The 26,837-nt window shown below is 69.7% G+C and carries 24 protein-coding genes and 1 tRNA gene; 17 read left to right on the top strand and 8 right to left on the bottom strand.

Annotated features, from left to right (window positions below; translation table 11 throughout):
• Position 1 precedes the first annotated feature (1 nt).
• From AC1MFI_RS03045 to AC1MFI_RS03030, 4 genes are all read left to right on the top strand, one after another.
• Complete coding sequence (locus AC1MFI_RS03045; protein ID WP_479819563.1) at positions 2 to 2,050, top strand: flagellar biosynthesis protein FlhA; 2,049 nt, start codon at positions 2 to 4, stop codon at positions 2,048 to 2,050.
• The gene (locus AC1MFI_RS03040) at positions 2,025 to 3,218 is read left to right on the top strand and encodes a hypothetical protein (protein ID WP_479819562.1); all 1,194 of its coding nucleotides are present in this window, start codon (positions 2,025 to 2,027) and stop codon (positions 3,216 to 3,218) included. Before AC1MFI_RS03045 ends, AC1MFI_RS03040 begins: the two co-directional genes overlap by 26 nt.
• Before the next feature lie 4 nt (positions 3,219 to 3,222).
• Complete coding sequence (gene csrA / locus AC1MFI_RS03035; protein ID WP_479819560.1) at positions 3,223 to 3,501, top strand: carbon storage regulator CsrA; 279 nt, start codon at positions 3,223 to 3,225, stop codon at positions 3,499 to 3,501.
• A gap of 113 nt (positions 3,502 to 3,614) precedes the next feature.
• Entirely contained in the window at positions 3,615 to 3,857 is a 243-nt protein-coding gene (locus AC1MFI_RS03030) for an acyl carrier protein (RefSeq protein WP_400484743.1), read from the top strand.
• A gap of 112 nt (positions 3,858 to 3,969) precedes the next feature.
• On the opposite strand, the gene AC1MFI_RS03025 is transcribed toward AC1MFI_RS03030, so the two are convergent.
• Positions 3,970 to 4,045, bottom strand: a tRNA-Thr gene (locus tag AC1MFI_RS03025).
• Between the two features lie 216 nt (positions 4,046 to 4,261).
• On the opposite strand from AC1MFI_RS03025, the gene AC1MFI_RS03020 reads away from it, so the two are divergent.
• Positions 4,262 to 5,002 (top strand): HAD family hydrolase, encoded by a 741-nt coding sequence (locus AC1MFI_RS03020; protein WP_479819558.1) that lies wholly within the window; start codon positions 4,262 to 4,264, stop codon positions 5,000 to 5,002.
• Here the strand turns inward: AC1MFI_RS03020 and AC1MFI_RS03015 are convergent.
• The 3 genes from AC1MFI_RS03015 to tmk are packed head-to-tail and all read right to left on the bottom strand — an operon-like array spanning position 4,957 to position 8,392.
• Positions 4,957 to 6,537 (bottom strand): alpha/beta hydrolase, encoded by a 1,581-nt coding sequence (locus AC1MFI_RS03015; RefSeq protein WP_479819556.1) that lies wholly within the window; start codon positions 6,535 to 6,537, stop codon positions 4,957 to 4,959. The two genes, AC1MFI_RS03020 and AC1MFI_RS03015, sit on opposite strands and share 46 nt — an antisense overlap.
• Positions 6,534 to 7,718: a DNA polymerase III subunit delta' gene (locus AC1MFI_RS03010; RefSeq protein WP_479819554.1), complete on the bottom strand. Its 1,185-nt coding sequence runs from the start codon at positions 7,716 to 7,718 to the stop codon at positions 6,534 to 6,536. Before AC1MFI_RS03010 ends, AC1MFI_RS03015 begins: the two co-directional genes overlap by 4 nt.
• Positions 7,715 to 8,392: a dTMP kinase gene (gene tmk, locus AC1MFI_RS03005; RefSeq protein WP_479819552.1), complete on the bottom strand. Its 678-nt coding sequence runs from the start codon at positions 8,390 to 8,392 to the stop codon at positions 7,715 to 7,717. Before tmk ends, AC1MFI_RS03010 begins: the two co-directional genes overlap by 4 nt.
• A gap of 154 nt (positions 8,393 to 8,546) precedes the next feature.
• Between tmk and AC1MFI_RS03000 the strand changes: the two genes are divergently transcribed.
• From AC1MFI_RS03000 to AC1MFI_RS02990, 3 genes are all read left to right on the top strand, one after another.
• Positions 8,547 to 10,382, top strand: a complete 1,836-nt coding sequence (locus tag AC1MFI_RS03000; protein ID WP_479819551.1) for an HNH endonuclease signature motif containing protein — start codon at positions 8,547 to 8,549, stop codon at positions 10,380 to 10,382.
• A gap of 92 nt (positions 10,383 to 10,474) precedes the next feature.
• Complete coding sequence (locus AC1MFI_RS02995) at positions 10,475 to 11,674, top strand: trans-sulfuration enzyme family protein (RefSeq protein WP_479819549.1); 1,200 nt, start codon at positions 10,475 to 10,477, stop codon at positions 11,672 to 11,674.
• A gap of 111 nt (positions 11,675 to 11,785) precedes the next feature.
• Positions 11,786 to 12,115 carry a DUF2516 family protein gene (locus tag AC1MFI_RS02990; protein WP_479819547.1) on the top strand — a complete coding sequence of 110 codons (330 nt, stop codon included), beginning with the start codon at positions 11,786 to 11,788 and terminating at the stop codon, positions 12,113 to 12,115.
• Between the two features lie 6 nt (positions 12,116 to 12,121).
• Here AC1MFI_RS02990 and AC1MFI_RS02985 read toward each other — a convergent pair whose 3' ends face one another.
• Positions 12,122 to 12,922: a class I SAM-dependent methyltransferase gene (locus AC1MFI_RS02985; protein ID WP_479819546.1), complete on the bottom strand. Its 801-nt coding sequence runs from the start codon at positions 12,920 to 12,922 to the stop codon at positions 12,122 to 12,124.
• Positions 12,923 to 13,009: 87 nt separating this feature from the next.
• Between AC1MFI_RS02985 and AC1MFI_RS02980 the strand changes: the two genes are divergently transcribed.
• Complete coding sequence (locus tag AC1MFI_RS02980) at positions 13,010 to 13,756, top strand: phosphoglyceromutase (RefSeq protein ID WP_479819545.1); 747 nt, start codon at positions 13,010 to 13,012, stop codon at positions 13,754 to 13,756.
• A gap of 92 nt (positions 13,757 to 13,848) precedes the next feature.
• Here the strand turns inward: AC1MFI_RS02980 and phoU are convergent, their stop codons facing one another.
• Positions 13,849 to 14,508, bottom strand: coding sequence for a phosphate signaling complex protein PhoU (gene phoU, locus AC1MFI_RS02975; protein ID WP_479819543.1), 660 nt, complete (start codon positions 14,506 to 14,508; stop codon positions 13,849 to 13,851).
• A gap of 170 nt (positions 14,509 to 14,678) precedes the next feature.
• Here phoU and AC1MFI_RS02970 point away from each other — a divergent pair, with 170 nt between their 5' ends.
• Together AC1MFI_RS02970 and AC1MFI_RS02965 are read left to right on the top strand one after the other, a co-directional pair.
• Positions 14,679 to 15,932: a sensor histidine kinase gene (locus AC1MFI_RS02970; RefSeq protein ID WP_479819542.1), complete on the top strand. Its 1,254-nt coding sequence runs from the start codon at positions 14,679 to 14,681 to the stop codon at positions 15,930 to 15,932.
• Positions 15,929 to 16,609: a response regulator transcription factor gene (locus tag AC1MFI_RS02965; RefSeq protein ID WP_105032630.1), complete on the top strand. Its 681-nt coding sequence runs from the start codon at positions 15,929 to 15,931 to the stop codon at positions 16,607 to 16,609. The genes AC1MFI_RS02970 and AC1MFI_RS02965 overlap by 4 nt, the downstream gene beginning before the upstream one ends.
• Positions 16,610 to 16,683: 74 nt before the next feature.
• Here AC1MFI_RS02965 and AC1MFI_RS02960 read toward each other — a convergent pair whose 3' ends face one another.
• Complete coding sequence (locus AC1MFI_RS02960; RefSeq protein ID WP_479819540.1) at positions 16,684 to 17,217, bottom strand: hypothetical protein; 534 nt, start codon at positions 17,215 to 17,217, stop codon at positions 16,684 to 16,686.
• A 256-nt stretch (positions 17,218 to 17,473) separates the two neighbouring features.
• Here AC1MFI_RS02960 and AC1MFI_RS02955 point away from each other — a divergent pair, with 256 nt between their 5' ends.
• The 6 genes from AC1MFI_RS02955 (at position 17,474) to glgX (ending at position 24,104) form a co-directional block, all read left to right on the top strand.
• The gene (locus tag AC1MFI_RS02955; protein WP_028280415.1) at positions 17,474 to 17,956 is read left to right on the top strand and encodes a CarD family transcriptional regulator; all 483 of its coding nucleotides are present in this window, start codon (positions 17,474 to 17,476) and stop codon (positions 17,954 to 17,956) included.
• A 71-nt stretch (positions 17,957 to 18,027) separates the two neighbouring features.
• Positions 18,028 to 18,807 carry a 2-C-methyl-D-erythritol 4-phosphate cytidylyltransferase gene (ispD, locus tag AC1MFI_RS02950; RefSeq protein ID WP_479819538.1) on the top strand — a complete coding sequence of 260 codons (780 nt, stop codon included), beginning with the start codon at positions 18,028 to 18,030 and terminating at the stop codon, positions 18,805 to 18,807.
• Positions 18,808 to 18,865: 58 nt separating this feature from the next.
• On the top strand, positions 18,866 to 19,399 hold the full coding sequence (gene ispF / locus AC1MFI_RS02945; protein WP_479819536.1) for a 2-C-methyl-D-erythritol 2,4-cyclodiphosphate synthase: 534 nt from the start codon (positions 18,866 to 18,868) through the stop codon (positions 19,397 to 19,399).
• Positions 19,400 to 19,425: 26 nt separating this feature from the next.
• Positions 19,426 to 20,889 (top strand): cysteine--tRNA ligase, encoded by a 1,464-nt coding sequence (gene cysS, locus AC1MFI_RS02940; protein ID WP_479819534.1) that lies wholly within the window; start codon positions 19,426 to 19,428, stop codon positions 20,887 to 20,889.
• 123 nt (positions 20,890 to 21,012) lie between these two features.
• On the top strand, positions 21,013 to 21,993 hold the full coding sequence (gene rlmB / locus AC1MFI_RS02935) for a 23S rRNA (guanosine(2251)-2'-O)-methyltransferase RlmB (RefSeq protein ID WP_479819533.1): 981 nt from the start codon (positions 21,013 to 21,015) through the stop codon (positions 21,991 to 21,993).
• An 8-nt stretch (positions 21,994 to 22,001) separates the two neighbouring features.
• A complete protein-coding gene (gene glgX / locus AC1MFI_RS02930) occupies positions 22,002 to 24,104 on the top strand; it encodes a glycogen debranching protein GlgX (protein WP_479819532.1) in 2,103 nt (700 codons plus the stop codon).
• 78 nt (positions 24,105 to 24,182) lie between these two features.
• Here glgX and glgP read toward each other — a convergent pair whose 3' ends face one another.
• A complete protein-coding gene (gene glgP, locus AC1MFI_RS02925) occupies positions 24,183 to 26,795 on the bottom strand; it encodes an alpha-glucan family phosphorylase (protein ID WP_479819530.1) in 2,613 nt (870 codons plus the stop codon).
• Positions 26,796 to 26,837: the final 42 nt, after the last annotated feature.

The raw sequence follows: 26,837 nt of genomic DNA, 5'->3' as shown, positions 1-26,837 counted from the left end.
CATGCGCTCCTCCCTCCCGAAATTCCTGGTGCCCGTAGGCGTCGTCGGCATCGTCCTGCTCCTCGTGGTGCCGGTGCCGTCCGTGCTGCTCGACGTGCTCATCATCATCAACATCCTGCTGGCACTCGTGATCCTGCTGAACACCATGTTCGTGCGCAAGCCGCTGGACTTCTCGGTGTTCCCGTCCCTGCTGCTGGTCGCCACGCTGTTCCGCCTCGGCCTGAATGTCGCCTCGACCCGCCTCGTCCTCGGCGAGGGCTACGCGGGCGAGGTCATCGAGGCCTTCGGGCACGTCGCCGTCGGCGGCTCGATCATCATCGGCGCGGTGGTCTTCCTGATCCTCGTGGTGATCCAGTTCGTCGTGGTCACCAAGGGTGCCGAGCGCGTGGCGGAGGTCGGGGCACGCTTCACGCTGGATGCCATGCCGGGCAAGCAGATGGCCATCGACGCCGACCTCAACGCCGGGCTGATCACGGACACGCAGGCCCGCGAGCGGCGTGCCGAGGTCTCCGCGGAGGCGGACTTCTACGGGGCGATGGACGGTGCCTCCAAGTTCGTGAAGGGTGACGCGATCGCCGGCATCATCATCATCATCATCAACCTCGTGGGTGGTATCGCGATCGGCATGCTGCAGGACGGCCTGCCCATCACCGAAGCGTTGACCACCTACGGGCTGCTGACCATCGGCGACGGACTCGTCACCCAGATCCCGGCGCTGCTCATGGCGGTGTCCACCGGCATGATCGTGACCCGCTCCAACGCCGAGGCGGACATGGGCTCGACGGCCGCGCAGCAGCTCGGGCAGTCGCAGAACGCGCTCCGCATCGCGGGGGCGGCGGCGATCGTCATGGCGCTCATCCCCGGCATGCCCAAGCTGCCGTTCATCGTGATCGGTGCCGGCCTGATCGTGATCGCCCAGCGGCTCAAGAGATCCGACGACGATGCCCGCACGGCCGCTGCGGCACTCGAGGCCCAGTCCGCCGCGCCGACGACGGACACCACGGACGACCTGCTGGAGCAGATGCGGATCCACGCCCTCGAGGTGCTGCTCGCGCCGGACCTCGTGGACGTGGTCACCGGTGCCCCCGATGACCTCCTCGGACGCGTCCGCGCCCTGCGCCGCAAGATCGCCCTGGAACTGGGCGTCGTCGTGCCACCGGTCCGCACGCGGGACAGCATCGACCTGCCGCCCGCCACCTACGTCATCAAGATCGCGGGCGTCGAGGCAGGCAGGGGTGAGGCACCCCGCGGAAAGGTCCTCGCCCTCGGCGACAACCTGGCGCACCTGCCCGGGACCGCCGTCGTCGAGCCCGTGTTCGGACTCGCGGGGAAGTGGGTGCCGTCGGAGCTGCGGTACAACGCCGAGCTCGCCGGCGCCACGGTGATCGACCGCGTATCGGTCCTCGTGACGCACCTGTCCTCGGTCATCACGGCGAACGCCGCACGCCTCCTCACGCGCGAGGACGTCCGCGTCCTGACCGACGGCGTCCGGCAGGTCAGCCCGTCCGCCGTCGAGGAGCTGGTCCCCGGGCTGCTGTCCCTCGCCGAGGTGCAGCGCGTGCTGCAGGGCCTGCTGTCCGAGCAGGTGCCGATCAACGACCTCGCCCGCATCTACGAGGCGCTGACCCTGAAGGCGAAGTCCTCGTCCGATCCGGAGGGACTGGTCGAGTCCGCACGCCTCGCGCTCGGGCCGGCAGTGACCCAGCAGTACCTCGACGGCGCACTGCTGCGCGTCATCATGATCGACCCCTTGCTCGAGCAGTCCATGCTCGAAGGGCTGCGCCCGTCCGACCAGGGCACGCAGATCCTCCTCGACCCGGCCCGGACGGAAGCCGTCCTCGCCTCGGTGCGCTCCACGGTGGCCGACATCGAGTCGGCAGGGCACACCGCGGTGCTCGTCTGTGCACCCGCGCTGCGGCCTGCCCTCCGGCGCCTCGTCGGACCGCAGGCGGCGGGACTTCCCGTGTTGTCCTACCAGGAGGTCACCAGTGCCGACGTCGCCATCGAGACGATAGGAGTGGTGCGTGGCTCCGCAGCTGTTTCATCTTGAGGGTCCGTCGCTCGAGGAGCTGAAGACTCGAGCGGCGGCCCTGTACGGTCCGCGGGCGCTCATCGTCTCCGCGGAACTCGTCACGGTGGGCGGCATCCGTGGCGTCCTCGCGCGGAAGCACTACGAGATCGTCGTGGAGGTGCCGGAGGACGGCGGCGAACCCGTCCCCGCCGCCCGTCCCCGTGGCCGACGGAGCACCGAGCCCAGCCCCTCGGGTCTGGATGCCCTGCTCCAGCAGGCCGAACTGGACGAGGTGCGCCTCGCGGGCGGTCCCGGCGTCGTCCCGCCCGCCACGCGACGATCCGGAGCGGCGGATCCGGCGCCGGCCGGTGTCTCCACCGACTCGGGCCTTTTTGCGGCGCTCATGGACAACCTGACGTTCGCGACGGAACCGGCGGAGCCCGCCGGCGAAGGATCCTCCCGTCCCGGCGACGCGCCCCGGCCCGCAGGCCCGGCGGCGTCGGTCCCGATCACGCAGGAACCGGCGGCCGGGCCGCCCTCCGTGATCCCGCACCTCGCCCCGGATTCCGCCGACCCCGCGGAACTGCCGGACCTGGCAGGCCTCGTCCTGGGATCCGCGGAGGCCTCCCCGCCCGTCCCCACCGTTCTCAGGGCGCCCGGAGACCTCGTGGTCGTCGTCGGTGCGCCGGTCCCGGGCTGGGAGATCGTCCTGTCCATGGCCGCCGCCTTCGCCGGCGGACTACCGGCCGCGGCCGCGATCGCAGGCCCTACCGGCTGGTTCACCCCTGACGCCCGGAGGATCCATGACCGGCTCGACGCCAACACCGCCCGCGCCGCGGGCGTGGACGGCGGGCACGCGGTGTTCCTCGCACTGTCCTCCGAGGACGTCGTGAGGGACGGGAGCCTTTTGCTCGCCCTGCGCCCCGACCAGGTGTGGGTCGCCGTCGATGCCGGACGCAAGGAGGCGGACACGGCCGCGTGGGTCGGCGGGCTGACGAGGAGCATGGAGCGTGCCGGTCTCGAAGCGGCCGGGCTCGCCGTGGTGGGGTCGTCGACGACCGCGACGCCGGACACGGTCCTCGCACTGGGCCTGCCCGTCGGCTGGCAGGACGGCCGCGCCGCGGGCGCCGCGGGCGCCGTGGCACCCCGGCGCCGGCGCAACGCGCCCCGTGGTCGACGCCGGGCCGAGCAACCCGGGATAGGGTGAAACCGTGCTTGTACTAACGCGGAAGGTCGGGGAGCAGATCCTGATCGGGGACGACATCGTCATCACGGTGCTCGATTCCCGCGGCGACGGCATACGCATCGGCATCGACGCCCCTCGAGGAGTGAAGATCCAGCGCGAGGAGGTCCTGCGCGCCGTCACCGAAGCGAACCTGGCTGCGGCGGCGGCCGATGCGGAGGGGGCCGACGCCCTGAAGGCCCTGCTGCAGTCGGGTGCCGTGGTCGCACTCCGGCCCACGGATCCGGGCACGGCCGACGGCGCCTAACAGACTCCCGGCACGGGGGCGAGCAATCCCGATGGTCCGATTCCGCGTTGCCGCGCAGAATCGGCCGGTCCTAGCCTGACACCACCTGTTCATACCAAGCATGGAGGTGCCTCATGGCTACTGGCGAAACCGGATTCGACGACGTCTCGTTCGACCTCATCTCACTGCAGTACCACTCGCTGAAGGCCGGTCACGACTACGGCCAGTACGTGCGTGATGCCCGGAATGCAGGCCGCGACGACATCGCGGACTTCTTCGAGCAGGTCATGGCCCAGGATTCGGAGCGTGCGGCCAGGTGCCACGCATTCCTCGGCGAACTGACGGGATCCGCCGAGTCGGGGCCGGCCCTCAGCTGAGCCGTTCCGTCCAGATCCGAAGAGCCCGCGGCGGTGTCTCCAGCGCCGCGGGCTCTTCGCACCCTGGCCTGCGCACAAAAAAGCCCCGGCGGCGAACCGTCCGGGGTTTTGATGGAGCCTCCTGCCAGAGTCGAACTGGCGACCTTCTCATTACGAGTGAGACGCTCTACCGACTGAGCTAAGGAGGCAATGCTTCTCGGTCCGGGCGTTGCCCGGGTCCAATCCACAAGCCACAACTTTATAGGAGGTTCCGGCCCGGGGTCAAAATGGGTGCAGTGATGTGGAATTCGCGCCCGGTTCACCCGGCTGCCGCCTGGTGGTCGTCTGAGGGACGGAGCGGTGCTGCAGGCTGGGGGTACCCGTGCACCGGACGGAGCGGGACCGGCTGGCAAAGGGGATGCCGCATGGCGCAGGACCGCTCATTCTCGCTCGCCGTCATCGACATGGCGGGGACCACGGTGGACGAGGGCGCCCTGCAGGAGGAGGCCTTCAGCCGTGCGCTGGCCGCCCACGGCGTGCGGGAGGGGTCCCATGCCTTCGCGGCGATGACGGCTCACGCCCGACGGACGATGGGCACGTCCAAGGAACTCGTGTTCCGTTCCCTGTTCGAGGACGCCCGTACTGCTGCCGACGTCAACCGATCCTTCGAAGCGGCGTACGACAACCTGCTGGCCCGGCACGGTGTCGAGCCGATCCCCGGCGCGGAGGAAGCGATCCTGGCGCTGCGCGGAGCCGGGCTGAAGATCTGCCTGGCCACCGGATTCGGCCGCCACACGCAGAACATGATCCTGGAGTCCCTCGGCTGGATGGGGCTGGCAGACCTGAGCCTCTGCCCCTCGGACGCCGGGCGGGGCCGTCCGTTCCCCGACATCATCCTGACCGCGGTCCTAGCGCTCGACATCGAGGACGTGCGGTCCGTCCTGGTCGCGGGGGACACGACCTCGGACGTCCTCGCGGGGCAGCGCGCGGGGGCCGGCGCCGTCATCGGGGTCCTGACCGGGGCGCACTCGGAGGCCGAGCTGCGGCTGGCCGGGGCCGACGTCGTCCTGCCGTCGATGTGCCACCTTCCGCAGTGGCTCGGGCCGGCGCCGGGTAGGACTCAGCAGCGCGTCCCGTCGGCGGGCACGGTCCCCTCGATGAAGTAGGCGTCCACGAGGTCCAGGATGCAGTCGTTGGACCGGCCGTAGGCGGTGTGGCCTTCGCCCTGCCAGGCGACGTGCACACCGGACTCGAGCTGTTCCGCCAGCGCGGTGGACCACTCGTACGGGGTGGCGGGATCACCGGTGGTGCCGATGACGACGATCGGATCCGCACCTTCCGCGCGCAGGGGAGCCGGTTCGAGCACCGGAGGGTACTTCCACGGAGCGCAGGTGATGCCGCCGTAGGCGAGGAACCGGCCGAAGGTGGGTGAGGCGGCGACGAGTTCCTGCTCGTCGGCGCGCATCTGTGCCGGATCGCTCGTCATCGGGTAGTCGAGGCAGTTCACGGCCAGGAAGGCCGCCGTCGAATTGCCCGCGTACGTCCCGTCCGGCTGGCGCTCGGCGGAAAGGTCCGCCAGATAGAGGATGCTCGACGGGTCTCCCGCCAGGGCGGCGGTGACCGCCTGCGTGAGCGTGGGCCAGTTGCCGTTGTCGTAGAGCGGCAGGATGAAGCCCTGGACGAAGGTGGACACCGGCACGAGGCGGCCGTCCTCTGCGGTCATCGGCTCGCGCTCGACGTCGGCGAACAGTTCCTGGATCCGGCGCACGCCGTCGTCCACCGTCCCCGGGTAGGGGCACTCCGGCCCCTGCTGGCAATCGGCGACGTATGCGCGCACCGCCCGCTCGAAGCCTCCCGCCTGGCCGAGGGTGATGTCCTCGTTGCTCAGCGAGGGATCGAGGGCCCCGTCGAGGACGAGGCGCCCCACGCGCTCGGGGAACAGGTCGGCGTAGGTCGCGCCGAGCTGGGTGCCGTAGGAGAAGCCGAGGTAGTTGAGCTTCTCGTCGCTGACGACCGCCCTCAGGATGTCCATGTCGCGTGCAGCGGACTCGGTGTCCACGAAGCCGAGCAGCTCCCCGGTGCGTTCGGCACAGCGGTCGGCGTACTCCTGCGCGTCGGCGGTCATGAGTGTCAGGAGCTCCTCCTCGGGCACGTCCACCGGGTATGACTCCTGCCGGGCGGCATCCTGCTCCGCGTCGGTGAAGCACTCCACCCCATTGGAGCGGTTGACCCCGCGGGGATCGAAGCCGAGGATGTCGTAGTCCTCCCGCAGCCGGTCGCTGGTGACGTAGTCGAGCGAGTCCTTGACGATGTTGAAGCCGGAGCCGCCGGGGCCACCCGGGTTGACGAGGACGGTTCCGCGCGCCTCTCCCGTCGCACCGGACCGGATGGCCGCGATGTCGACGCTGCTGCGGCCCGGGTCGCTGTAGTCGAGGGGTACCTCGATCGTGGCGCAGGAGAAGGATCCCTCGCACGACTCCCACTGCACCTCCTGGGTGTAGAAGCCGCGAAGGTCCTCGTCCACCTCCCCGACCGCGGCGGGATCAGCGGTCTCGATCCCCGTGGCGGGGGCGTCCCCCCGGTCACCGGGGGAGAGAGTGCACCCGGCCAGGCCGAGCACGACGGCGGCGGCCGCCACGAGGGGTCCCAGGGACCGACGGCGGGATGGCCGGCCGGAGGTGTGCGGCGTTCCAGGGGTCATCGATCGAGGTCCTTCCGGGACAGGAGACTCACCGTCATCGCTTCGATCGCGAGGAGGGGGGACACATTGGTGCTGACGAGCCGCGTGCGGACCTCGTTGATCGCTTCGAGCCGCAGGAGGGTGTCCTCCGCGCTCTCCCGGTGGGCGAACTCCTCGAGTTCGGGCCGCAGCGGTTCGTTGACGAGCGACTGCCCGCTGGAGACCTGCAGCATCAGCACGTCCCGGTAGAAGGAGATGAGATCCGTGAGCGCCCGATCGAAGTAGTCGTTCTTGGACCGCTTGGCCCGCCGTGTCTGGTCCTCCTCCAGGCGCTTGATCTGCGCTCGCATGGAAGGTGGCAGGGTGCCCGTCTCCGGGGCACCGAGGGTCGCCAGCAGGGCTGCCCTCTCCTCGGCGTCCCGCTGCTCGAAGGAGCTCTGGGCCTCCGCCTCGGCGAGCTTCACGAGGTCCGACGCGGCGCGCATGGCGCCGGCCACCGAACGCAGTGTCAGGGGGAGCCGCACGATCTGGTTGCGGCGCTCCCGCGCGCCGTCGTCGGTCGCCAGCCGCTTCGCGACCCCGATGTGGCTCTGGGCGGCGCGCGCGGCTGCTTCCGCCGTCGCGGGGTCTATGCCGTCCCGCGCCACGAGCAACGAGGCGACGTCCTGCACGGGCGGCAGGCGGAGGCCCACGGATCGGCACCGCGAGCGGATGGTGACCAGGACGTCGCCCGGGCTGGGTGCACAGAGCAGCCAGATGGTGCGGGGCGGCGGTTCCTCGATGGCCTTGAGCAGCACGTTGGTGCTGCGTTCCTGCATGCGGTCGGCGTCCTCGACGATGATGATGCGCCAGCGGCCCGTCGACGGCTTGTCCTGCGCCTTCCGCACGAGTTCGCGTGCCTCGTTGATGCTGATGGTCACCTTCTCCGTGGTGACGTTGGTGAGGTCGGCATGCGCTCCGGAGAGGACGGTGCGGCACGCCTTGCACATGCCGCAGCCGCGTTCGTCCAGGGCCTCGCGCTCGCACAGCAGCGCGGCCGCGAAGGCGCGGGCTGCATTGGAGCGCCCGGAGCCGGGCGGACCGGTGAAGAGCCAGGCGTGGGTCGGCGCCCCGGACTGGGCGGCGCGGCGCAACTGCTCCACGACCTGCTCCTGGCCCCGCAGCTCCGCCCACACGCCCGTGGTCGGCAGGCTGGTGCTCATGCGGCCACCCGCGGCAGGGCCCCGAGGATGGCCCGGTGGAGTTCCTCGGGCGTATCGGACGCCGCCAGCACGAGGTACCGCCCGGGCTCCTGCCGGGCGAGGTCGAGGAAGGCGGACCGGATGCTGGCATGGAAGCCGTCGGGCTCGGACTCGAGGCGGTCCTCCTGGGCGGCACCCGCGGTGCGGCGGCTGCGACCCTGCGTCGGGTCGACGTCGAGCAGCACTGTGAGGTCGGGGCGGAGCCCCTCGGTGGCCCAGAGGTTCACGTCGAGGACGGCCGCCGTGCCGAGCCCGCGCCCCGCTCCCTGGTAGGCCACGGAGGAATCGATGTAGCGGTCGCAGACGACGACGTCGCCACGCCGCAGCGCCGGCACGATCACCTGGTGGACGTGGGCCGCGCGCGAAGCCGCGAACATCAGGGCTTCGGTGCGGGCATCGATCTCTCCGTGCCCGTGCTCGAGGACCAGGGACCGCAGCTTCTCCCCGATGGGCGTGCCGCCGGGCTCACGCGTGCGCACCACGGTGCGGCCGCTGTCCTCGAGGGCCCGGCAGAGCAGCGCTGCCTGTGTGGACTTGCCGGCGCCGTCGCCACCCTCGAGCGCTATGAAGAGCCCGGGAAGCCCGTGCGGGAGGGGATAGGTCACGCGCTCAAGACTACCGAGTGTCGATGACATCCAAGCCACCGCATCAGGGCCGGACGCCGCCCGCCCCATCGGGCATGGCGGGAAGTGCGTGGTCCGTTCGCCGGCCGGCACGGACACTCGGCGAGTTGTCCACATAGCAGCCGGTTCACAATCATTCGGAGATGCGTATTAATAGGCTCGGCTCATGGCACTCGCGTTCACGGAGGAACTCGTTACAACGGCACAGGCCCTCGGGCAGATGCGGTCTCAGGTGTCGAGCCTCGGCAGACTGTTCGAGGCGGAGGCAGGCTTCACCGCCACCGCAGATCTCGCCGAGCCGCTGGATGCGCTCGAGCACCTTGCGCGGGTGGTCTCTTACCTGCAGGTCGTAGGGGCGGCCGCAGCAGATCGGCAGGACGTCGCGACCGTCGGTGAACATCGGGAGGCCCTGGGCCGGCTCGCCTCTCCGATCGGTCCCGACAGCACCCGGGAGTTCAAGGACACCGCCGAGTATCTCCGTGCCAGGATCGGGATCACCAGGGCCGAGGCGCGAAGGCGCATCCCACTGGGCGCATCGGTGCTACCACGGCGGACTCCGACCGGCGAGGCACAGCCCGCCGCCCTCGCATCCGTTGCGGCTGCTTTCAGCGACGGAATGATCAGCTCGTACGCCGCAACCCAGATCACGGACGCCGTCGAACGGGTCAGGCCGTGTGCAATGCCCGAGCCGCTGCAGGCGATGGAGGTCGGGCTGACCGCTCAGGCCGTCGAATCCGACGAGGACCTGCTCAACGTGGTCATCCGGCGGTGGGAGTCGGCGCTGGACCCGGACGGCGCCGAGCCGACGGACGAGCTGCTCAGGAAGCAGCAGGGTGTGTTCCTCCGCGGAAAGCGCCGGGGCCTGCACCGGCTCGACATCGCCGCCGACGATGAACAGTTCGAATTCCTGCTCACCGTCATGAATACCGACACCAACCCGCGGAGCGCACAGGACCGGGAGGTGTCCGATGCTGCAGCGTCCAGGGGAGCGGATCGTGCTGCCGGGTCTTCCGGTGGCGTCGACTTCGACTCTCGTGGCAACAACGGCAGCGACGGCAGCGGCATCGGCGGCGAGGGGGATGGCAATACGCCGCCGTGGGAGGGCCGCTCCCGCCCCCAGCGCCTGCTCGACGGGCTGGTCGGCGCCTGTCAGGTGGCATTGGCCACCGATACACTTCCCGCCACCGGCGGGCATCGGCCCCAGGTGATGGTCACGATCGACTACCAGGCCCTGACGTCGGACCTGCAGGAACGTGGAGTGGTCCGCAGGGACGTCCAACCCGCGTCCGAGCGTGGGGCAGCCACGACTCATCGGCCCGGCCGTGCATGGCCACCGGGGCCGGCGGGCCAAGGTCCGGGCCGCCTGCACCCGAGCGATCGGGGGTGCGGGGACCGGAGCCACGGGTCGCTGCAGCGCACCCCTGGACGGAGCGACCAGGGGAGCCGCGGGAAGAAGGACGAGTCGATCACCGGTCCCGGGTGTACCCCCGAGCCTCCGGGGCGGGGGTACACCGTGTTCGGCGGCCCGGTCAGCGCGCGGACCGTGCGGAAGATCGCATGCGACGCCGATATCATCCCGGTGGTGCTGGGAGGCCACGGGGAAGTGCTCGACGTCGGCCGTGCACGCAGGCTTTTCGGCGTAGCGCAGCGGCGCGCCCTTGTCGCGCGGGACAGGGGCTGCTCGTTCCCCGACTGCACCGTTCCGGCGGTCTGGACCGAGGCGCACCACATCACCCCGTGGGTCGGCGGTGGGCGGACGAACGTCTCCAACGGATGCCTTCTGTGCTCGTTCCACCACCGGCTCATCGAGCGGGGTAACTGGACGATCGAGGTCGAGCACGGCATCCCGTGGTTCACGCCGCCGCGCTACATCGACCCCGATCGCACCCCGAGGCGGAACCGGCACCGGGAACTGGCCCTCCCCTGTCCGGATGGCGAGGAACGTCCGCGAGCCGCGCCTCGAAGCCTCCTGTCGTCCGAGGAGGTGCCTGATGGGCGGTGAGGCGGACGGGGAGTCGGGCGGGCGAGGGCTGGGTGCAGTCGATTGTGAAGCCCACTTTTTGGCCGTACCTGATCCCGACCTACGCTGGCACCATGATGAAATCTCGCGAGGACCCGTTGCACCCCGACCTCGCCCCCGATACCCTCACCGTTGCGGCAGGTCGTCCTCCCCGCCAACATGACTCGCCCGTCAACGTGCCGATCGTCCTCTCGACGACCTACCACGAGACGCGCGCGCCCGAGGCGGGTGACCGCATCTATGCCCGCGGCTCCAACCCGACCTGGGACCCGTTCGAGGAAGCCCTCGGCGCACTCGAGGGCGCCGAGCTGCCGGCCCTCGTCTTCGGTTCCGGCCTCGGTGCTGCCGCCGCGGCGCTGTCCCTCGTCCCCACCGGGGGAGCTGTGGTCATGCCACGCCACGCCTATGCCGGCTCGATCAGCCTCGCCGCTGACCTTGCCGCGCAGGGCCGCTTCGAGCTGCGTACCGTCGACATCGCCGACACCGCAGCCGTGCTCGCGGACCTGGATGCGCTCGCGGCACGCTTCGATGCCGGCCAGGTGATGCTGTGGCTCGAGAGCCCCACGAACCCGATGCTCGAGGTCGCCGAGCTGTCCGTCCTGACCGACGCCGCGCACGCCGCCGGGGCCGTGGTCGTCGCGGACAACACCTTCAACACACCTATGGTGCACCGGCCGCTCGAGGCGGGTGTGGACATCGTCCTGCACTCCGTCACCAAGTGGCTCGCCGGCCACTCCGACGTCGTCCTGGGCGCGCTCGTCACCTCCGACCCGGCCCTCCGTGCGCAGCTCCTGGCGCACCGTACCCTGCACGGAGCCATCGCGGGGCCGTTCGAGGTGTGGCTCGCACTGCGCGGACTCCGGACACTCGCCCTGCGCATGGAGCGGAGCCAGTCCACAGCGGCATTCCTCGCACACCGGCTCGCAGACCACCCCGCAGTGCGCCATGTGCGGTACCCGGGCCTGCCCACGGATCCCGGGCACGAGCGCGCGGCCGCACAGTTCAACGGCTTCGGCGGCATCGTCAGCATCGAGCTCGACGACGTCGCCACCGCCGATGCCCTCGTCGCTGCGGTCCGGCTCTGGCTTCCCGCGACCTCCCTCGGCGGCGTCGAGTCGCTCGTCGAGCGACGGCGGCGCCAGCCGGCCGAGCCGCTCACCGTCCCCGAGGCACTCGTGCGCCTCTCGGTCGGCATCGAGAACCCAGAGGACCTGTGGGCGGACCTCGAGCAGGCCCTGCGGCAGGCTGCGGGTGGGCGCGACGGCGGACTCTGAGCCGGTCCGTCCCATGAGCGGTTCCCTCGTGATCGGCGGCGGACCATAGCAGCATCGACCACCGTCGACCGCCCGCTGTGTCCACCGGAGCGGGCCAGCTAAGCTGAACCTGTGGCTCTCGTCTTCGCAATCCAGTACTACCTGTACCTCGCGCTCGGCCTCGTGGCCCTGGGCATCGAGGTGTGGGCCTTCTCCGACTGCGTGCGGCGTCCCGGCACGGCCTTCGAAGCCGCATTCAAGCGGACCAAGGGATTCTGGCTCGCCCTCACGGGTGGCGCCGTCGTGGTCGGCCTGCTGTCCGCCCTGGGCAGCCGCGGAGGCTTCAACCTCTTCCAGCTCGTCGCCATCGTCGCCGCCTGCGTCTACCTCGCGGATGTGAAGCCCGCTGTCAGCCAGACCTCGGGGCGCGGCGGCAACTACGGTCCCTACGGCCCCTGGTAGACGCCCCTAGCCCGGACGCACGGCGTCCCACGCCACGCTGACCTCACCGAGCCGCCAACGGGACGATCCGCCCAGGATCGGCCAGCCGTCCGCCCTCAGCGCCGCGCACATCGTCGTCCACCGCTGCTGGTTGCCGAACGACGCCTGAGCTGCGGCGTCGAGCCACGCCCGGTCCAGCGCCCGCAGGTAGCCGTGCACCCGTTCGCCCTCGACGTTGCGGTGGATGAGCGCCTTGGGGAGCCGCTCCGCGACGTCGGAGGGGAGGGTGAACGCCCCGAACCGCAGCGAGATGCTCAGCGACACCGGGCCGGACGCGTCGACCGCGGCCCACGTGGACCTGCGGCCGATCTCGTCGCACGTCCCGTCCACGAACAGCCCGCCGGGTGCCAGACGTGCACGGACCTCGTCCCAGAACATCCCGTACTCGTCCTCGCCGTACTGCCGCAGCACGTTGAAGGCCCGCACCAGCACGGGCTTCCTGCCGTCCAGCGGGAGTTCGAAACCGCCCTGCCGGAAGCTGAGGCCGGGCCGCGCCAGGGGTTCCGCCGCTGCCACACGCGCCGGGTCGATCTCTATCCCGACCACCTCCACGTCGTCGCGCACCGACCGCAGGCGCGTGAACAGTTCGACGGCGGTGACCGGCGCCGCTCCGTACCCGAGATCGACCACGAGAGGGTCGGCCACACGGCGGAGACGGTACCCCTGCGGCCCGGTCAGCCAGCGGTCCACCCGCCGCAGACGGTTCGGGTTGGTGGTGCCACGCGTGATGGTCCCGAGGGGCTTCGGGGAGCGGGAACGCGGGGGCATCCGTCCAGCCTAGGACACCCGCTTAACACTGGCGGAACAGGACGCCGCCGGCATGACCGGCGCAGTCCGATACGGCAGACTAGGACCATGACCTACACACTGATCCTGCTGCGCCATGGGCAGAGCGAATGGAACGAGAAGAACCTCTTCACCGGCTGGGTGGATGTCGCCCTCACCGAGAAGGGCCGCGAGGAAGCAACGCGCGGCGGGCATCTCCTGACGGAGGCCGGCATCCTTCCCGACATCGTCTACACCTCACGCCAGAAGCGCGCGATCATCACCGCCAACCTCGCCCTCGAGGCCGCCGACCGCAGCTGGATCGACGTCAAGCGCAACTGGCGCCTGAACGAACGCCACTACGGTGCGCTGCAGGGCAAGGACAAGGCGCAGACCCTCGCGGAGTTCGGCGAGGAGCAGTTCATGGAGTGGCGGCGGTCCTACGACACCCCGCCACCCGCGCTCGACGACGCCAGCGAGTACTCGCAGGTCGGCGATCCGCGGTACGCGGACCTCGGTGACGACGTCCCGCGCACCGAATGCCTGAAGGACGTCCTGAACCGCTTCCTGCCGTACTGGGAGTCCGACATCACGGTGGACATCAGGGCCGGCAAGACCGTCCTCATCGCCGCCCACGGCAACTCGCTCCGGGCCCTCGTGAAGCACCTCGACGGCATCAGCGACAGGGACATCGCTGCACTGAACATCCCCACGGGTATCCCGCTGGTGTACGAGCTCGACGACGACCTCAAGCCCGTCAAGGCCGGTGGCACGTACCTCGACGCCGACGCCGCGGCCGCTGCGATCGAAGCAGTCGCGAACCAGGGCAAGCACTAGTACCCGCGAGAACGGACAGGTTCGACGGCGGTCCCCCCAGCGGGCCGCCGTCGAGCCTGTCCGAACCTGGTGCGCCGATCCCGCCGGACGCGTCAGCTCAGCGGTGCGCTGGGCTGCCACTCACCGGTGACGAGGTAGGCGACCTTCCGGGCGACGGAGACGCCGTGGTCGGCGAAGCGTTCGTAGTAGCGGCTCGCGAGCGTGACGTCGACGGTCGTCGGAGCGCTCTCGTTCCAGTCCTCCGCCGCGACTGCCTTGAAGACGCCGGCGTGCAGTTCGTTCACGCGGGCATTCGCCGTGCTGATCTCGTTGCTCAGTTCGAGGTTCCGCGTCTCCAGGAGCTCCGTGACCTTGGCCGCGATCTGCACGTCGAGTTCGGCCAGTTCGTCGAAGGTCGGCCTGATGCTCTCCGGGATGACGTTCGCGGGGAAGCGCAGGCGCGCGAGCTGCGCGACGTGGCGGGCCAGGTCCCCCATCCGCTCGAGGGATGCGCTCATCCGCAGCGCACCCACGATCATGCGGAGGTCGGAGGCCACGGGTCCCTGCAGGGCGAGGATGTCGATCGCCCGCTCGTCGAGGCTGTTCTGCAGGAAGTCGATGCGCGCGTCGGCGGCGATGACCTCCTGCGCGAGCTCGGTGTCGGCACCCTGGAAAGCGCTGTTGGCCTTCTGGATGGCCTCGGACACCAGTTGCGAGATCTCGATCAGCTCCTCGCCGATCTGGTGGAGCTCGGCCTGAAAAACCTTGCGCACGTGGGCGTCCTTCCCTGGAAGTTTCGAATCAACCGTTGTCACAGTTCTGCCGACGAGCCTTCCAGCCAGCGGTGAACTGTTTCCCCGCTTTATGTGAACGTTAGTTGAACCCCTTACCTATTGCCACCGGATGGGCCGGGGCCGGAAATCGCAGAGCATAAGCTATGTCCGTGGATCCCCTTCTCCTGACGCTCGTGGCCGGGCTGGTAGGCCTGGCGCTCGGCGTGAGCGGCATGGCGGCTTTCCGTGCGAGCGAGGCCCAGCGGCTCCGTCTGCTCTACGAGGACGAGCCCTCGCTGCCCGACGGCGCGGCGGAGGTCCTCTCCATCATCGGGCGGGCCTACGTCATCGTGGACGCGATCGACGGCGTCGTCAGGGCCAGCCCGGCCGCCTACGCCTTCGGGCTCGTGCGAGGGCACACCGTGGTCCACTCCGAACTGCTCGATCTCACGGCCCGTGTCCGGCGTGACGGCGTGATCGAGCAGCAGCAGCTCGAGCTCCCACGCGGGCCGCTCGGGCAGGGCACCATCGTGGTGCAGGTCCGCGTCGCGGCGCTGGGCGCCGAGTACATCCTGATCCTCGCGGACGACCGCACGGAGATCACGCGGAGCGAGGAGATCCGGAACGACTTCGTGGCGAACGTGTCGCACGAACTCAAGACACCGGTGGGTGCGATCTCCCTCCTCGCCGAGGCCATCGACGACGCCGCCGAGGACGAGGTGGCGGTGCGGCGTTTCGCCCAGCGCATGCACAAGGAATCCGGCCGCCTCTCCGCCCTCGTGCAGGACATCATCGAGCTCTCCCGTCTGCAGGGCGCCGACGTCGTCCGTCGCGGCAAGGCGGTGGACATCAACTCGGTGATAGCCGAGGCAGTGGACCGCAACAAGCTGCCGGCGGAGAGCAAGCAGATCGACATCGTGGTCGGCGGGTCCGTCTCCACCCCCGTCTACGGCGACCGCGACCTCCTCATGACCGCCTTCCGCAACCTGATCGACAACGCCATCCGCTATTCGCCGGAAGGCACGCGGGTGGGCGTAGGAGTGCGATCACGGGACGGCCTGGTGCAGATCTCGGTGACCGACCAGGGGGCAGGCATCACGCCCGAGGAGCAGGAGCGCATCTTCGAGCGGTTCTACCGGATCGACGCCGCGCGTTCCCGGCAGACCGGCGGTACCGGACTCGGCCTCAGCATCGTCAAGCACGTGGTGTCGAACCACGGCGGCGAGGTCACGGTATGGTCGCAGGCCGGTCAGGGCAGCACGTTCACCGTCCGCCTCCCGGAGATGGAGGGGGCCACGGACGACGACGACGCCGCCGACGGCTCGGCCGGCCCCGGTGCCGGTGCGGCCACGATGCACAGTGCCGACAAGAAGTCGGCGAAGAAGGGCAGCACGGCTGTCCACGAGCAGGGAGTCAAGGCTTGAGCCGAATTCTGATCGTCGAGGACGAGGAGTCGTTCAGCGACCCGTTGTCCTACCTCCTCGGGAAGGAAGGCTTCGAGGTGTCCGTCGTGGACAACGGCCTCGACGCCATCACCGAGTTCGACCGCTCGGGAGCGGACCTGGTGCTGCTGGACCTCCAGTTGCCGGGCCTGTCGGGCACGGAGGTGTGCCGGCAGCTGCGCCAGCGCTCCAGCGTCCCCGTCATCATGCTCACGGCGAAGGACGCCGAGATCGACAAGGTGGTGGGCCTGGAACTGGGAGCCGACGACTACGTCACCAAGCCGTACTCGTCCCGGGAACTGGTGGCTCGCGTGCGAGCCGTTCTGCGCCGCCAGGGCGAGCCGGAGGAACTGATCTCGAACACCATCCAGGCCGGGCCGGTTCGGATGGACATCGAACGGCACGTGGTGAGTGTCGACGGCGAACAGGTCGCCCTGCCGCTGAAGGAGTTCGAGCTGCTGGAGATGCTGCTCCGGAACTCAGGGCGGGTGCTGACCCGCGGGCAGCTGATCGACCGCGTGTGGGGGTCGGACTATGTGGGGGACACCAAGACCCTCGATGTCCATGTGAAGCGCCTCCGCGGGAAGGTGGAGCCCGATCCCTCGAACCCGCGCTACCTCATCACGGTGCGCGGCCTCGGCTACAAGTACGAGCCGTAGGCCGGCGGAGGACGACACGGAACTGCCCGCCATCGAGGATGAGGATCCTCGATGGCGGGCAGTCCCCGTTGCGGCTAGTGGCCCCCGGCCTCGGCTTCCTCGGTGGCTGCGGGTTCGCTCGGCTGCGGCGTGTAGCCACCGGGTACGAACTCGCGGTATTCCTCGAGCGTCCCGTCGAGAACCGGCACCTCGAAGGTCGCGTCCTCGCCCTCGACCTGGAAATCGACGTCGATCAGGGAGCCGGGTGCGTCCTCGAGTCCTTCGAGGGTCGCGTCGTCCTCGCTCTCGTCCTCGAACCTGAACTCGCCCTGTCCCTCGACCGTGACGGTCGTGGAGGCACCTCCGGCGCGGATGGAGAGGTCCACGGGCTCGTCACTCGTGTTGAACACGGTGCCCACGAGACGGCCGGCGCTCTCGTCGTCGCGGCCGACGATCAGGATGTTGCGCAGCAGCACCGGCCCGAGGTCCTTCACGATGCCGTCCGAGGCGGCGTACGGAGCGGTCGTCGACTGATCCACGGTGAAGCTGCAGCCGGAGACGCCCAGCATCAGCAACACGGCGCCGGCAGCAACGGCCTGCTGCGCGCGGTTCTTCGGTGCACAATTCACAGCACAAACTCCTGGGGTTCAACAGGTGGGACAGGTGGGTAATCCGGGGCGGACCTACGCAACAGACTATCGGCAACGTGCCCAAACCGTGGTGTCGGTTTCGGTGCACCCGAAGGCCGGGAAGCACTAAAAGCACTGCCCGTCAAGGGGCGAATCATAGATCTTTCCGCTTGTTCCGGCCGCCTGACCTGCGAAAACACGGGATCGGCGTGTCGTTGCCGTGATAAACTGATCCCCGGGAAAGGGGAAAGTCCACATGGTTTTTGAGGTCGGCGAAACAGTTGTTTACCCTCACCACGGCGCAGCGAAGATCGAAGAGATCAAGATGCGCGTCATCAAGGGCGAAGAGAAGATGTATCTCAAGCTCAAGGTGGCACAGGGTGATCTGACGATAGAAGTACCAGCAGAGAACGTTGACCTCGTAGGGGTCCGCGACGTGGTGGGCAAGGAAGGCCTCGAGCACGTGTTCGACGTCCTGCGAGCCGAATTCACGGAAGAGCCCACCAACTGGTCGCGCCGCTACAAGGCGAACCTCGAGAAGCTCGCTTCGGGTGACGTGATCAAGGTGGCCGAAGTCGTGCGCGACCTCTGGCGCCGCGACCACGACCGCGGACTGTCGGCCGGCGAGAAGAGGATGCTCGCGAAAGCGCGGCAGATCCTCATCTCCGAACTCGCGCTGGCGGAGAAGACCGACGAAGAGAAGGCGGCAAGCGTTCTCGACGAGGTCCTCGCCTCCTAGGAGACGCCGACAGACATGAAAGAGGGACCTCCGGGTCCCTCTTTTTTGCTGCCCTGTCATAGGGTGACGGAGTGTCCGACAAGAATCCGCAGTATTCGTCCCGAGCCGTGGTCGGCGTCGTCGTGGTCGCCGCGGGAACGGGCCAGCGCCTCGGACAGGGCATCCCGAAGGCCCGTGTCCTCTGCGGCGGCCGCACCCTCCTCGACCACGCGCTCCAGACCGTGCTCGCGTCGGGTATCGCCACGGCCGTCGTCGTGGTCCTTCCCTCGGGGGACGCCGTGCTGTCCTCCGTCGTCGCGCGCGCAGCCGCGCAGGCGGACGCCCGCAGTGCGGAGGGTGCCGCGGGAGCGGTCGTGGAGATCATGGAGGTCACCGGTGGCGTGACGCGGACGGCCTCGGTCCGCGCGGGCCTCGATGCCCTCCCTCCGGCGGTCGACGTCGTCCTGGTCCACGACGCCGCCCGGGCGCTCACACCGCCGGCGGTGTTCCAGCGGGTGGCCGCCGCCGTGGCCGCGGGCGCGCCGGCCGTCATCCCGGTGCTCCCGGTCGTGGACACGGTCAAGGTGGTGGTGGACGACGTCGTGACGGCGACGCCGGACAGGGCCTCGCTGCGCGCGGTGCAGACGCCGCAGGGCTTCGACGCCGACGCCCTGCGTGCGGTGCATGCGAGCAGCCACGCGGATGATCCCGCCGTCACGGACGACGCCCGGCTCATGGAGGTGCATGGACACGCCGTACACGTCGTCGAGGGGGACGCCCTCGCCTTCAAGGTCACCACGCCGCTCGACCTCGTCATCGCGGAGGCGGTGCTGGCCCGGGCGCCCGTCCTCGGCGGATCCCTGTCCACCTGATCCCGAACGGTATTAGCACCGACACCGAACCACACCTGAAACCGACAGCAGGAGCACCGTGTACCTCAGCGAGCACAGCCACCTTCCCCGCACCGGCATCGGAGTGGACGTCCATGCGTACGCGCCTGATGACGCCCCGGCCGCACTGTGGCTCGCGGGCCTGCTGTGGGAGGGGGAGAGGGGGCTGTCGGGGCATTCGGACGGCGACGTCGTCGCGCATGCGGCGGCCGATGCCCTCTTCTCCGCAGCCGGCATCGGCGACCTCGGGACGCACTTCGGCACGGATCGCCCCGAGTACGCAGGCGCTTCCGGACACACCCTGCTCTCGGCGGCCGCGAGGATCGTCCGTGAGGCCGGGTTCGACGTCGGCAACATCGCGGTCCAGCTGATCGGCAACCGGCCGAAGTTCGCGCCGCGCCGGGCCGAGGCCGAGGCCGTCCTGTCCGACGCCGCGCAGGCGCCGGTCAGCATCTCGGCCACGACCACCGACGGGCTGGGCCTGACCGGAAGGGGTGAGGGCATCGCGGCCATGGCGACCGCCGTCGTCGTGCGCTCCGGTGCGCACGCACCGTCCGCCGCGCCGGAGGCCTGAGACCGCCTGCCGGGTAATCTGGACCGGTGAGCCTGCGATTCTATGACACCGCCCGCGCCGAGGTGCGCCCCTTCGAACCCCTCCAGCAGGGCAGGGCGAGCCTCTACTACTGTGGTGCCACCGTGCAGGGCATGCCGCACGTCGGCCATGTCCGCTCGGCGATCGCCTTCGATCAGCTGACCCGGTGGCTCGAGGCGCGCGGCCTGCGCGTCACGGTGGTCCGCAACGTGACGGACATCGACGACAAGATCCTCGCGAAATCCTCCGACTCGTTCCGTGACGGCGCCGCCGACGAGGACCCGAGCGTCATACCCCAGGAGCCGTGGTGGGCCCTCGCCTACCGCTTCGAACAGGAGTTCCACCGCGCCTACGCCGCCCTCGGCGTCCGGCCCCCGACGTACGAGCCGCGCGCGACCGGGCACATCCCGGAGATGCACGCTCTCATCCAGCTCCTGATCGACCGCGGCCACGCCTATCCTGCGCCGGACGGCTCCGGTGACGTCTACTTCGACGTCCGGTCCTGGCCCGCCTACGGCAGCCTGACGCGGCAGGACATCGACGACATGCAGGCCGCGCCCGACGCCGATCCCCGCGGCAAGAAGGATCCGCGCGACTTCGCGCTGTGGAAGGGCTCGAAGGACACAGATCCTCCGACGGCGTCCTGGCACAGCCCATGGGGTGCCGGCCGGCCCGGATGGCACCTCGAATGCTCGAGCATGGTCACCCGCTACCTCGGTACCGAGTTCGACATCCACGGCGGAGGCCTGGACCTGCGCTTCCCCCACCACGAGAACGAGATGGCGCAGTCGCAGGCCGCCGGCCACGCGTTCGCGCGGTTCTGGATGCACAACGGCATGGTCACGTACGGCGGCGAGAAGATGTCCAAGTCGATCGGCAACACCGTGAGCCCCCAGGAGATGATCGACGCCGCAGGCCCCCGCGTGGTCCGGTACTACCTCGGCCAGGCCCACTACCGCTCCGTCCTCGACTACCGCGAGACCTCCCTGCAGGAAGCCGCCGCTGCCGTCGGGCGCATCGACGGATTCATCGCGAAGGCCTCCGGACGCGTGGGGCTGCCCACCCGCGGCGCCGTCAGGGCGGCGGACCTGCCGACGGCCTTCGCCGAGGCGATGGATGACGACCTCAACGTGCCGCAGGCCCTCGCCGTGCTCCACACGAGCGTGCGCAGCGGCAATACGGCTCTCGCTGCGGGGGACGACGACGCCACGCGGGCGAGCCTGGCCGCCGTCGTCGCGATGACCGCCGTCCTCGGTCTCGACGATGCCGGGCAGCCGGGCGCCTCCGCTCAGGACTCCTCGACGGCGACAGCCCTCGCGGCCCTCGTCGGGGATCGGATCGCTGAACGCGGTGAGGCCAGAGAGGCGCGGGACTGGGCCCGGGCCGATGCCATCCGCGATGCGCTGGCCGCCGCCGGCATCACTCTCGAGGACTCGGCCGACGGCGTCACCTGGTCGGTGTCGGGGAGCTAGGCTACCGGGCGCCGGAGGGCGTGCGGCCTCCTCCACACGCCCTCCGGAAGGACGGTGCCGCGGTACCGCACCGGCTCCGCGTAAACTGGAGGCGATTCTTCTTCTATATAAAGGTGTTCTCCCATGGCCAGTCACGGACGTCCAGGCGCGGTTCGCAAAACGAAAAAGGGCCCCACCATCGGCACCGGCGGACACGGACGCAAGTCGCTCGAGGGCAAGGGCCCCACTCCCAAGGCGGAGGACCGCCCGTACCACAAGGCCTACAAGACCAAGGAGCTGGCCGAGCGCTCCGCGGCCAAGCGCGAGGGCAAGGGCGCAGGTACCGGCCGCACCAAGGGCAAGGCCGCCGAAGAGGTCGTCACGGGCCGCAACTCGGTCGTCGAGGCCCTTCGAGCGGGCATTCCTGCCAAAGCGCTCCACGTCGCCATCCGCGTCGAGATGGACGACCGCGTCCGCGAGTCGCTGAAGATGGCCGCCGAGCGTGGCATCCCCGTGATGGAGACCGGGAAGCCGGAGCTGGACCGCATGACGGACGGTGCCGTGCACCAGGGGCTCATGCTGCAGATCCCGCCCTACGAGTACGCCGACGCTCTCGATCTCGTGGACGAGACGATCGAGCGCTACCGTCGCGGCCACATCGGCAACGCCCCGCTCTTCGTGGCGCTCGACGGCATCACCGATCCCCGTAACCTGGGAGCGATCATCCGATCGGCGTCCGCATTCAGCAGCCACGGGGTCATCGTGCCCGAGCGCCGCTCCGTCGGAGTGACGGCGTCGGCCTGGAAGACCAGTGCAGGTGCCGCCGTCCGGGTCCCCGTGGCCAGGGTCGGCAACCTCAACTCCGCGCTGAAGTCCTTCAAGCAGAAGGGCATCTTCGTCCTCGGGCTCGACGGCGACGGGGACGTCTCGCTGCCCGAGCTGTCCCTCAGCAAGGACCCCATCTGCATCGTCGTCGGTTCCGAGGGCAAGGGCCTGTCCCGGCTGGTCCGCGAGAACTGCGACCAGATCGTCTCCATCCCCATCCACTCCGCGATGGAGTCGCTCAATGCGTCGATGGCGGTGGGAATCACGCTGTACGAGATCTCCCGCCAGCGCTCGGTCTGACAACGGGCATGCTGAACCCCGCACCCCTGCCGCGAGCCTCCCGCGAGTTCCCTCTCGGACTCCACTCCATCAAGGGGGCATGGGGCCAGGACACGCATGCCAACGCCGCGGTGTGGGCACCGGCCGTCGCCTCGATGGACGTGCACTGGCGTCGCGCGGACGGCACCTGGACGTCGGAGACGCTGGTGGGGCTCGACGGCGGCGTCCACCACGGCGTCGTGGGCCCGGTGGCGCCCGGTGCGCTCTACGCGTTCTGGCCCACCGGCCGGGACCTGCCGGGGACCATCGGCGAGGCGCAACTGCTCCTCGATCCGTACGCGCGCGCGGTGGAGGTCATCGAGACCGGGTCCGGGACGGACGAGCCGGCCATGCTCTCCTACTATTCCGTATTCCTCGAGCATGCCTTCGACTGGGGGGCCGGCGAGCGACCCCGCACCCCCTGGCGGGACACCGTCATCTACGAAGCCCACGTCAAGGGCCTCACCAAGCTGCACCCCGGCGTGCCCGAGGAGCTCCGCGGCACGTACGCGGGCCTGGGCCATCCCACGATGGTCACGTACCTGCGCGACCTCGGCGTCACGGCGGTCGAGCTCCTGCCGATCCACTTCCACATCGACGAGCCACACTTGGAGCCGCTCGGCCTCAGCAACTACTGGGGCTACAACACGCTCGGCTTCTTCTCGGCCCACACCGAGTACGCCACCGCCGCTGCACGCGCGGCGGGCCCGGGTGCGGTGCTCGACGAGTTCAAGGGCATGGTCCGTGCGCTCCACGACGCCGGCCTCGAGGTCATCCTCGATGTGGTCTACAACCACACCGCCGAGGGCGAGCAGCACCGCCCCGCACTGTGCTGGCGCGGACTGGGCGACCTCGACCACTACCGGCACGACGACGCCGGCCGGTATGTCGAGACCACGGGCTGCGGCAACAGCCTGGACTTCTCCCAGCCCCGGATCGTGGAGTTCGCACTCGACTCGCTGCGCTACTGGGTGGAGGAATGCCAGATCGACGGCTTCCGGTTCGACCTGGCCGTCACCCTCGCACGGGACGAACACAACGTGTTCACGCCACGGCACCCCTTCCTGGTCGCCGCCGGTGCATCCAAGGCCCTGCGCGGGACCAAACTCATCGCCGAGCCCTGGGACATCGGAGCGGGCGGCTGGCAGACCGGGCGGTTCCCGGTCGGCTGGGCGGACTGGAACGACGGCTTCCGGGACACGGTGCGGGATTTCTGGCTGCGCGACGTCGCCTCGATCACAGGGGGAGGCACGGGCTCCTCGCCTGCGCGACTGGCCGGCTGCCTCGCGGGCTCGGCCGAGACCTTCGCGGCGTCCGGCCGCAGCCCGCTGGCCTCGGTCAACCTGGTCACGGCGCACGACGGATTCACGCTCGCCGACCTGACGGCCTACGAGCGCAAGCACAACGAGGCCAACGGGGAAGGTAACCGCGACGGGCACAACGACAACCGCAGCTACAACCACGGCGCCGAGGGCCGGACGGAGGACGAGGGGATCCTCGCCGCCCGTGAGCAGAGCGCGCGCAACCTCATGGCCTCGCTGCTCATCTCGCTCGGTGTGCCGATGCTGACGGCGGGCGACGAGCTCGGTCGGACGCAGAACGGCAACAACAACGCGTACTGCCAGGACAACGAGCTCGCCTGGGTGCACTGGCCCGACGACGCCTCGTCCCGGCGGATGCTGGACGCGACCCGCGCCCTCTTGTCCATCCGCAGGGACTTCCTGGCCGGGCAGCCGTCCACCTTCCCGTCGCGCGGCGATCAGTCCACCCTCCTGTGGTTCAGCGCAGCGGGCCTGCCGATGACCGCGCACGAGTGGGAGGATCCGCGGACCAGGACGGTCCAGCTGCTCCTCGGGTCCACGGGCGGCACCATCAACGGGCTCGTCGTGATCAACGGTTCGTTGCAGGACGCCCGCATCCACCTGCCGTCGGCCTGGATCCTGCAGGGCCAGGGCATCGAGGGTGAGCAGCCACGGTGGTTCAGTCCGACGTTCGACTCGGCGGCCCGTGCACCCCTGTCCGGGGAAGAGCGCCTGCGCTCCGGCGAGGCCGATACCGTCGCCGCAGACTCGGTCCGCATCTACCGCTGTTGATCGGTCCGGCAGCGGCATGGGGAAGGCCCGGGACCGCGACGGTCCCGGGCCTTCCCCATGGGGCGTGGAGCCGGACGATCAGGCGTTGACGACGAGCCCCAGCTCGGCCTTCGTCGCCAGGGTGGTGTGCTTCGGGAGCACGCGCACCGTGTAGCCGAAGGACCCGGAGTGGTCGATCCGGATGCTGCCGGTGAAGAGGTAGCGCCCACTGCCGAGGTTCTCGGAGACAGCGAGGTCCTCCACGGTGACCTCGCTCAGTTCGTCGCTCTCCAGGGCACGGCCGTAGGCCACCTCGACCGCGACGTCCTCCGGGTCCAGGCCGCCGAGCGAGACGTAGGCGTTGACCGTCAGCGAGTCGCCGATCTGTGGATTCTCGGAGACGCCGGTGGAGTCCACATGTTCCACCTGGACGGCGGGCCAGTTGCCCTGGACGCGCGAGCGCCAGGCGGCGGTCCGCTTCGCGAGCGAGAAGGAGTCGGCAGAGGCCTCCTGGCCGGCGCGCCAGGCCGGCCGGTACAGCTTCTCGACGTAGTCCTGCAGCATGCGCTCGGCCGAGACGGCGGGGCCCAGGGTAGCCATCGTGTGCTTGATCATGGCGATCCACTGGTGCGGGACGCCGTCCCGCGAAGGCTCGGACGGTCCGGCGGCGCCGGCACCCTCGGCGGGCACCAGTGAGTAGAAGCGCGGCCCCACCTGGGTCTCGAGGAGGTCGTAGAGTGCGGACGCCTCGATGTCGTCGCGCTCGTCCGCCGACGCGCCGTTGTTCGCGGTCGGGATCGCCCAGCCGTTGTCGCCGTCGAACATCTCGTCCCACCAGCCGTCCAGGACGGACAGGTTGAGGCCACCGTTGATGGCGGCCTTCATGCCGGAGGTGCCGCAGGCCTCGAGCGGGCGCAGCGGGTTGTTCAGCCAGACGTCGCAGCCCGGGAAGAGCGTGCGGGCCATGGCGATGTCGTAGTTCGGCAGGAAGACGATCCGGTGGCGGACCTCGGGATCGTCGGTGAAGCGGACCAGGTCCTGGATCATGCGCTTGCCCTGCTCGTCCGCGGGGTGGGACTTGCCGGCGATCACCAGCTGGATCGGGTGCTCCGGGTGCAGGAGCAACGCCTTGAGGCGGGCCGGGTTGCGGAGCATGAGCGTGAGCCGCTTGTAGGTGGGCACGCGACGGGCGAACCCGATGGTGAGGACGTCCGGGTCCAGCACGGAGTCCGTCCAGGACAGTTCGGCGTCCGCGGCACCGCGCTTCTTCCAGGAGGCGCGCAGGCGGTGGCGCACGTCGTCGACCAGGTTCGAGCGCAGGCTGCGGCGCAGGGCCCAGATGTCGGTGTCCGGTACGTCGTAGACCTTGCTCCACTGCGGGTCGAGGATCGACTCCGCGCCGAAGTTGGCCCGGGCGAAGTCGGCGATCTCCGGGTCGACCCAGCTCGGTACGTGTACGCCGTTCGTCACGGACGTGATGGGCACTTCACGGGGATCGAATCCCGGCCAGAGGCCGGAGAACATGCCGCGCGAGACCTCGCCGTGGAGCTTGGCAACCCCGTTGGCGCGCTGCGCGAGCCGCAATCCCATGACGGCCATGTTGAACTTCGTGTGGTCGCCGTCCACGTAGTTCTCGGCGCCGAGCGCCAGGACACGGTCCGTGGGGACGGCCGGAGCGAGGCCGGCGTGGAAGAAGTGCTCGATCTGGGAGCGGTCGAAGCGGTCGATCCCGGCGGGCACGGGTGTGTGAGTGGTGAACACCGTCGATGCGCGGCCGGCGGTGAGGGCCTCCTCCCAGCTCATCGGCGACTCGTTGGACGGATCCATGAGCTCGCGGATGCGCTCGATCCCGAGGAAGCCGGCGTGGCCCTCGTTCGTGTGGAACACCTCGGGAGCGGGTGTCCCGGTGAGGCGCTCGAAGATGCGCAGCGCCTTGACGCCGCCCATGCCGAGCAGCAGTTCCTGCTGGAGGCGCTGGTCCCCACCACCGCCGTAGAGGCGGTCCGTGACGTTGCGTGCGGCGTCGTCGTTCTCGGCGACGTTGGAGTCCAGGAGCAGCAAGGGGACGCGGCCGACGTCGGCGCGCCAGATGTGTGCGGACAGCTGGCGACCGTTGGGCAGGGGCAGCACCACCTTGGCGGCGGAGCCGTCCTGCTCGCGGAGCAGCGTCAGCGGCAGGCCGTCGGGATCGAGGACGGGGTAGGTCTCCTGCTGCCATGCGTCACGGGAGAGGGACTGCTTGAAGTAGCCGGCCTGGTAGAGCAGGCCGACGCCGATCAGGGGGACGCCGAGGTCGGACGCCGACTTCAGGTGGTCGCCGGCCAGGATGCCGAGGCCACCGGAGTACTGCGGGAGGACGGCGCTGATGCCGTACTCGGGGGAGAAGTAGGCGATGCTGCGGGGAGCGTCGTCACCGAGCCCCTGGTACCAGCGCGGTTCGGTCAGGTAGCTCTCGAGGTCGGCGCCGAGTGCCTGGATGCGCTGCACCAGCGACTCGTCGTCGGAGAGCTGCTGCAGCTTCTCCCGTGTCACGGAGCCGAGGAAGGACACCGGATCGTGCCCGCTCTCCTCCCACGCGGCGCGGTCGATGTCCTCGAACAGGCGCGAGGTCGGAAGGTGCCACGACCAGCGCAGGTTGCCCGCGAGCCTGCCGAGCGGCGCGATGTTCTCGGGGAGGACGGTTCGGACGGTAAATCTGCGGATAGCCTTCACCTCGGTTACGCTAGCGCACTTGCCCAGCGGTGGGGAGGGCTT

The sequence above is a fragment of the Arthrobacter sp. BC5 genome, from assembly GCF_056680255.1.
This window is presented reverse-complemented; position numbering and strand designations above follow the sequence as displayed.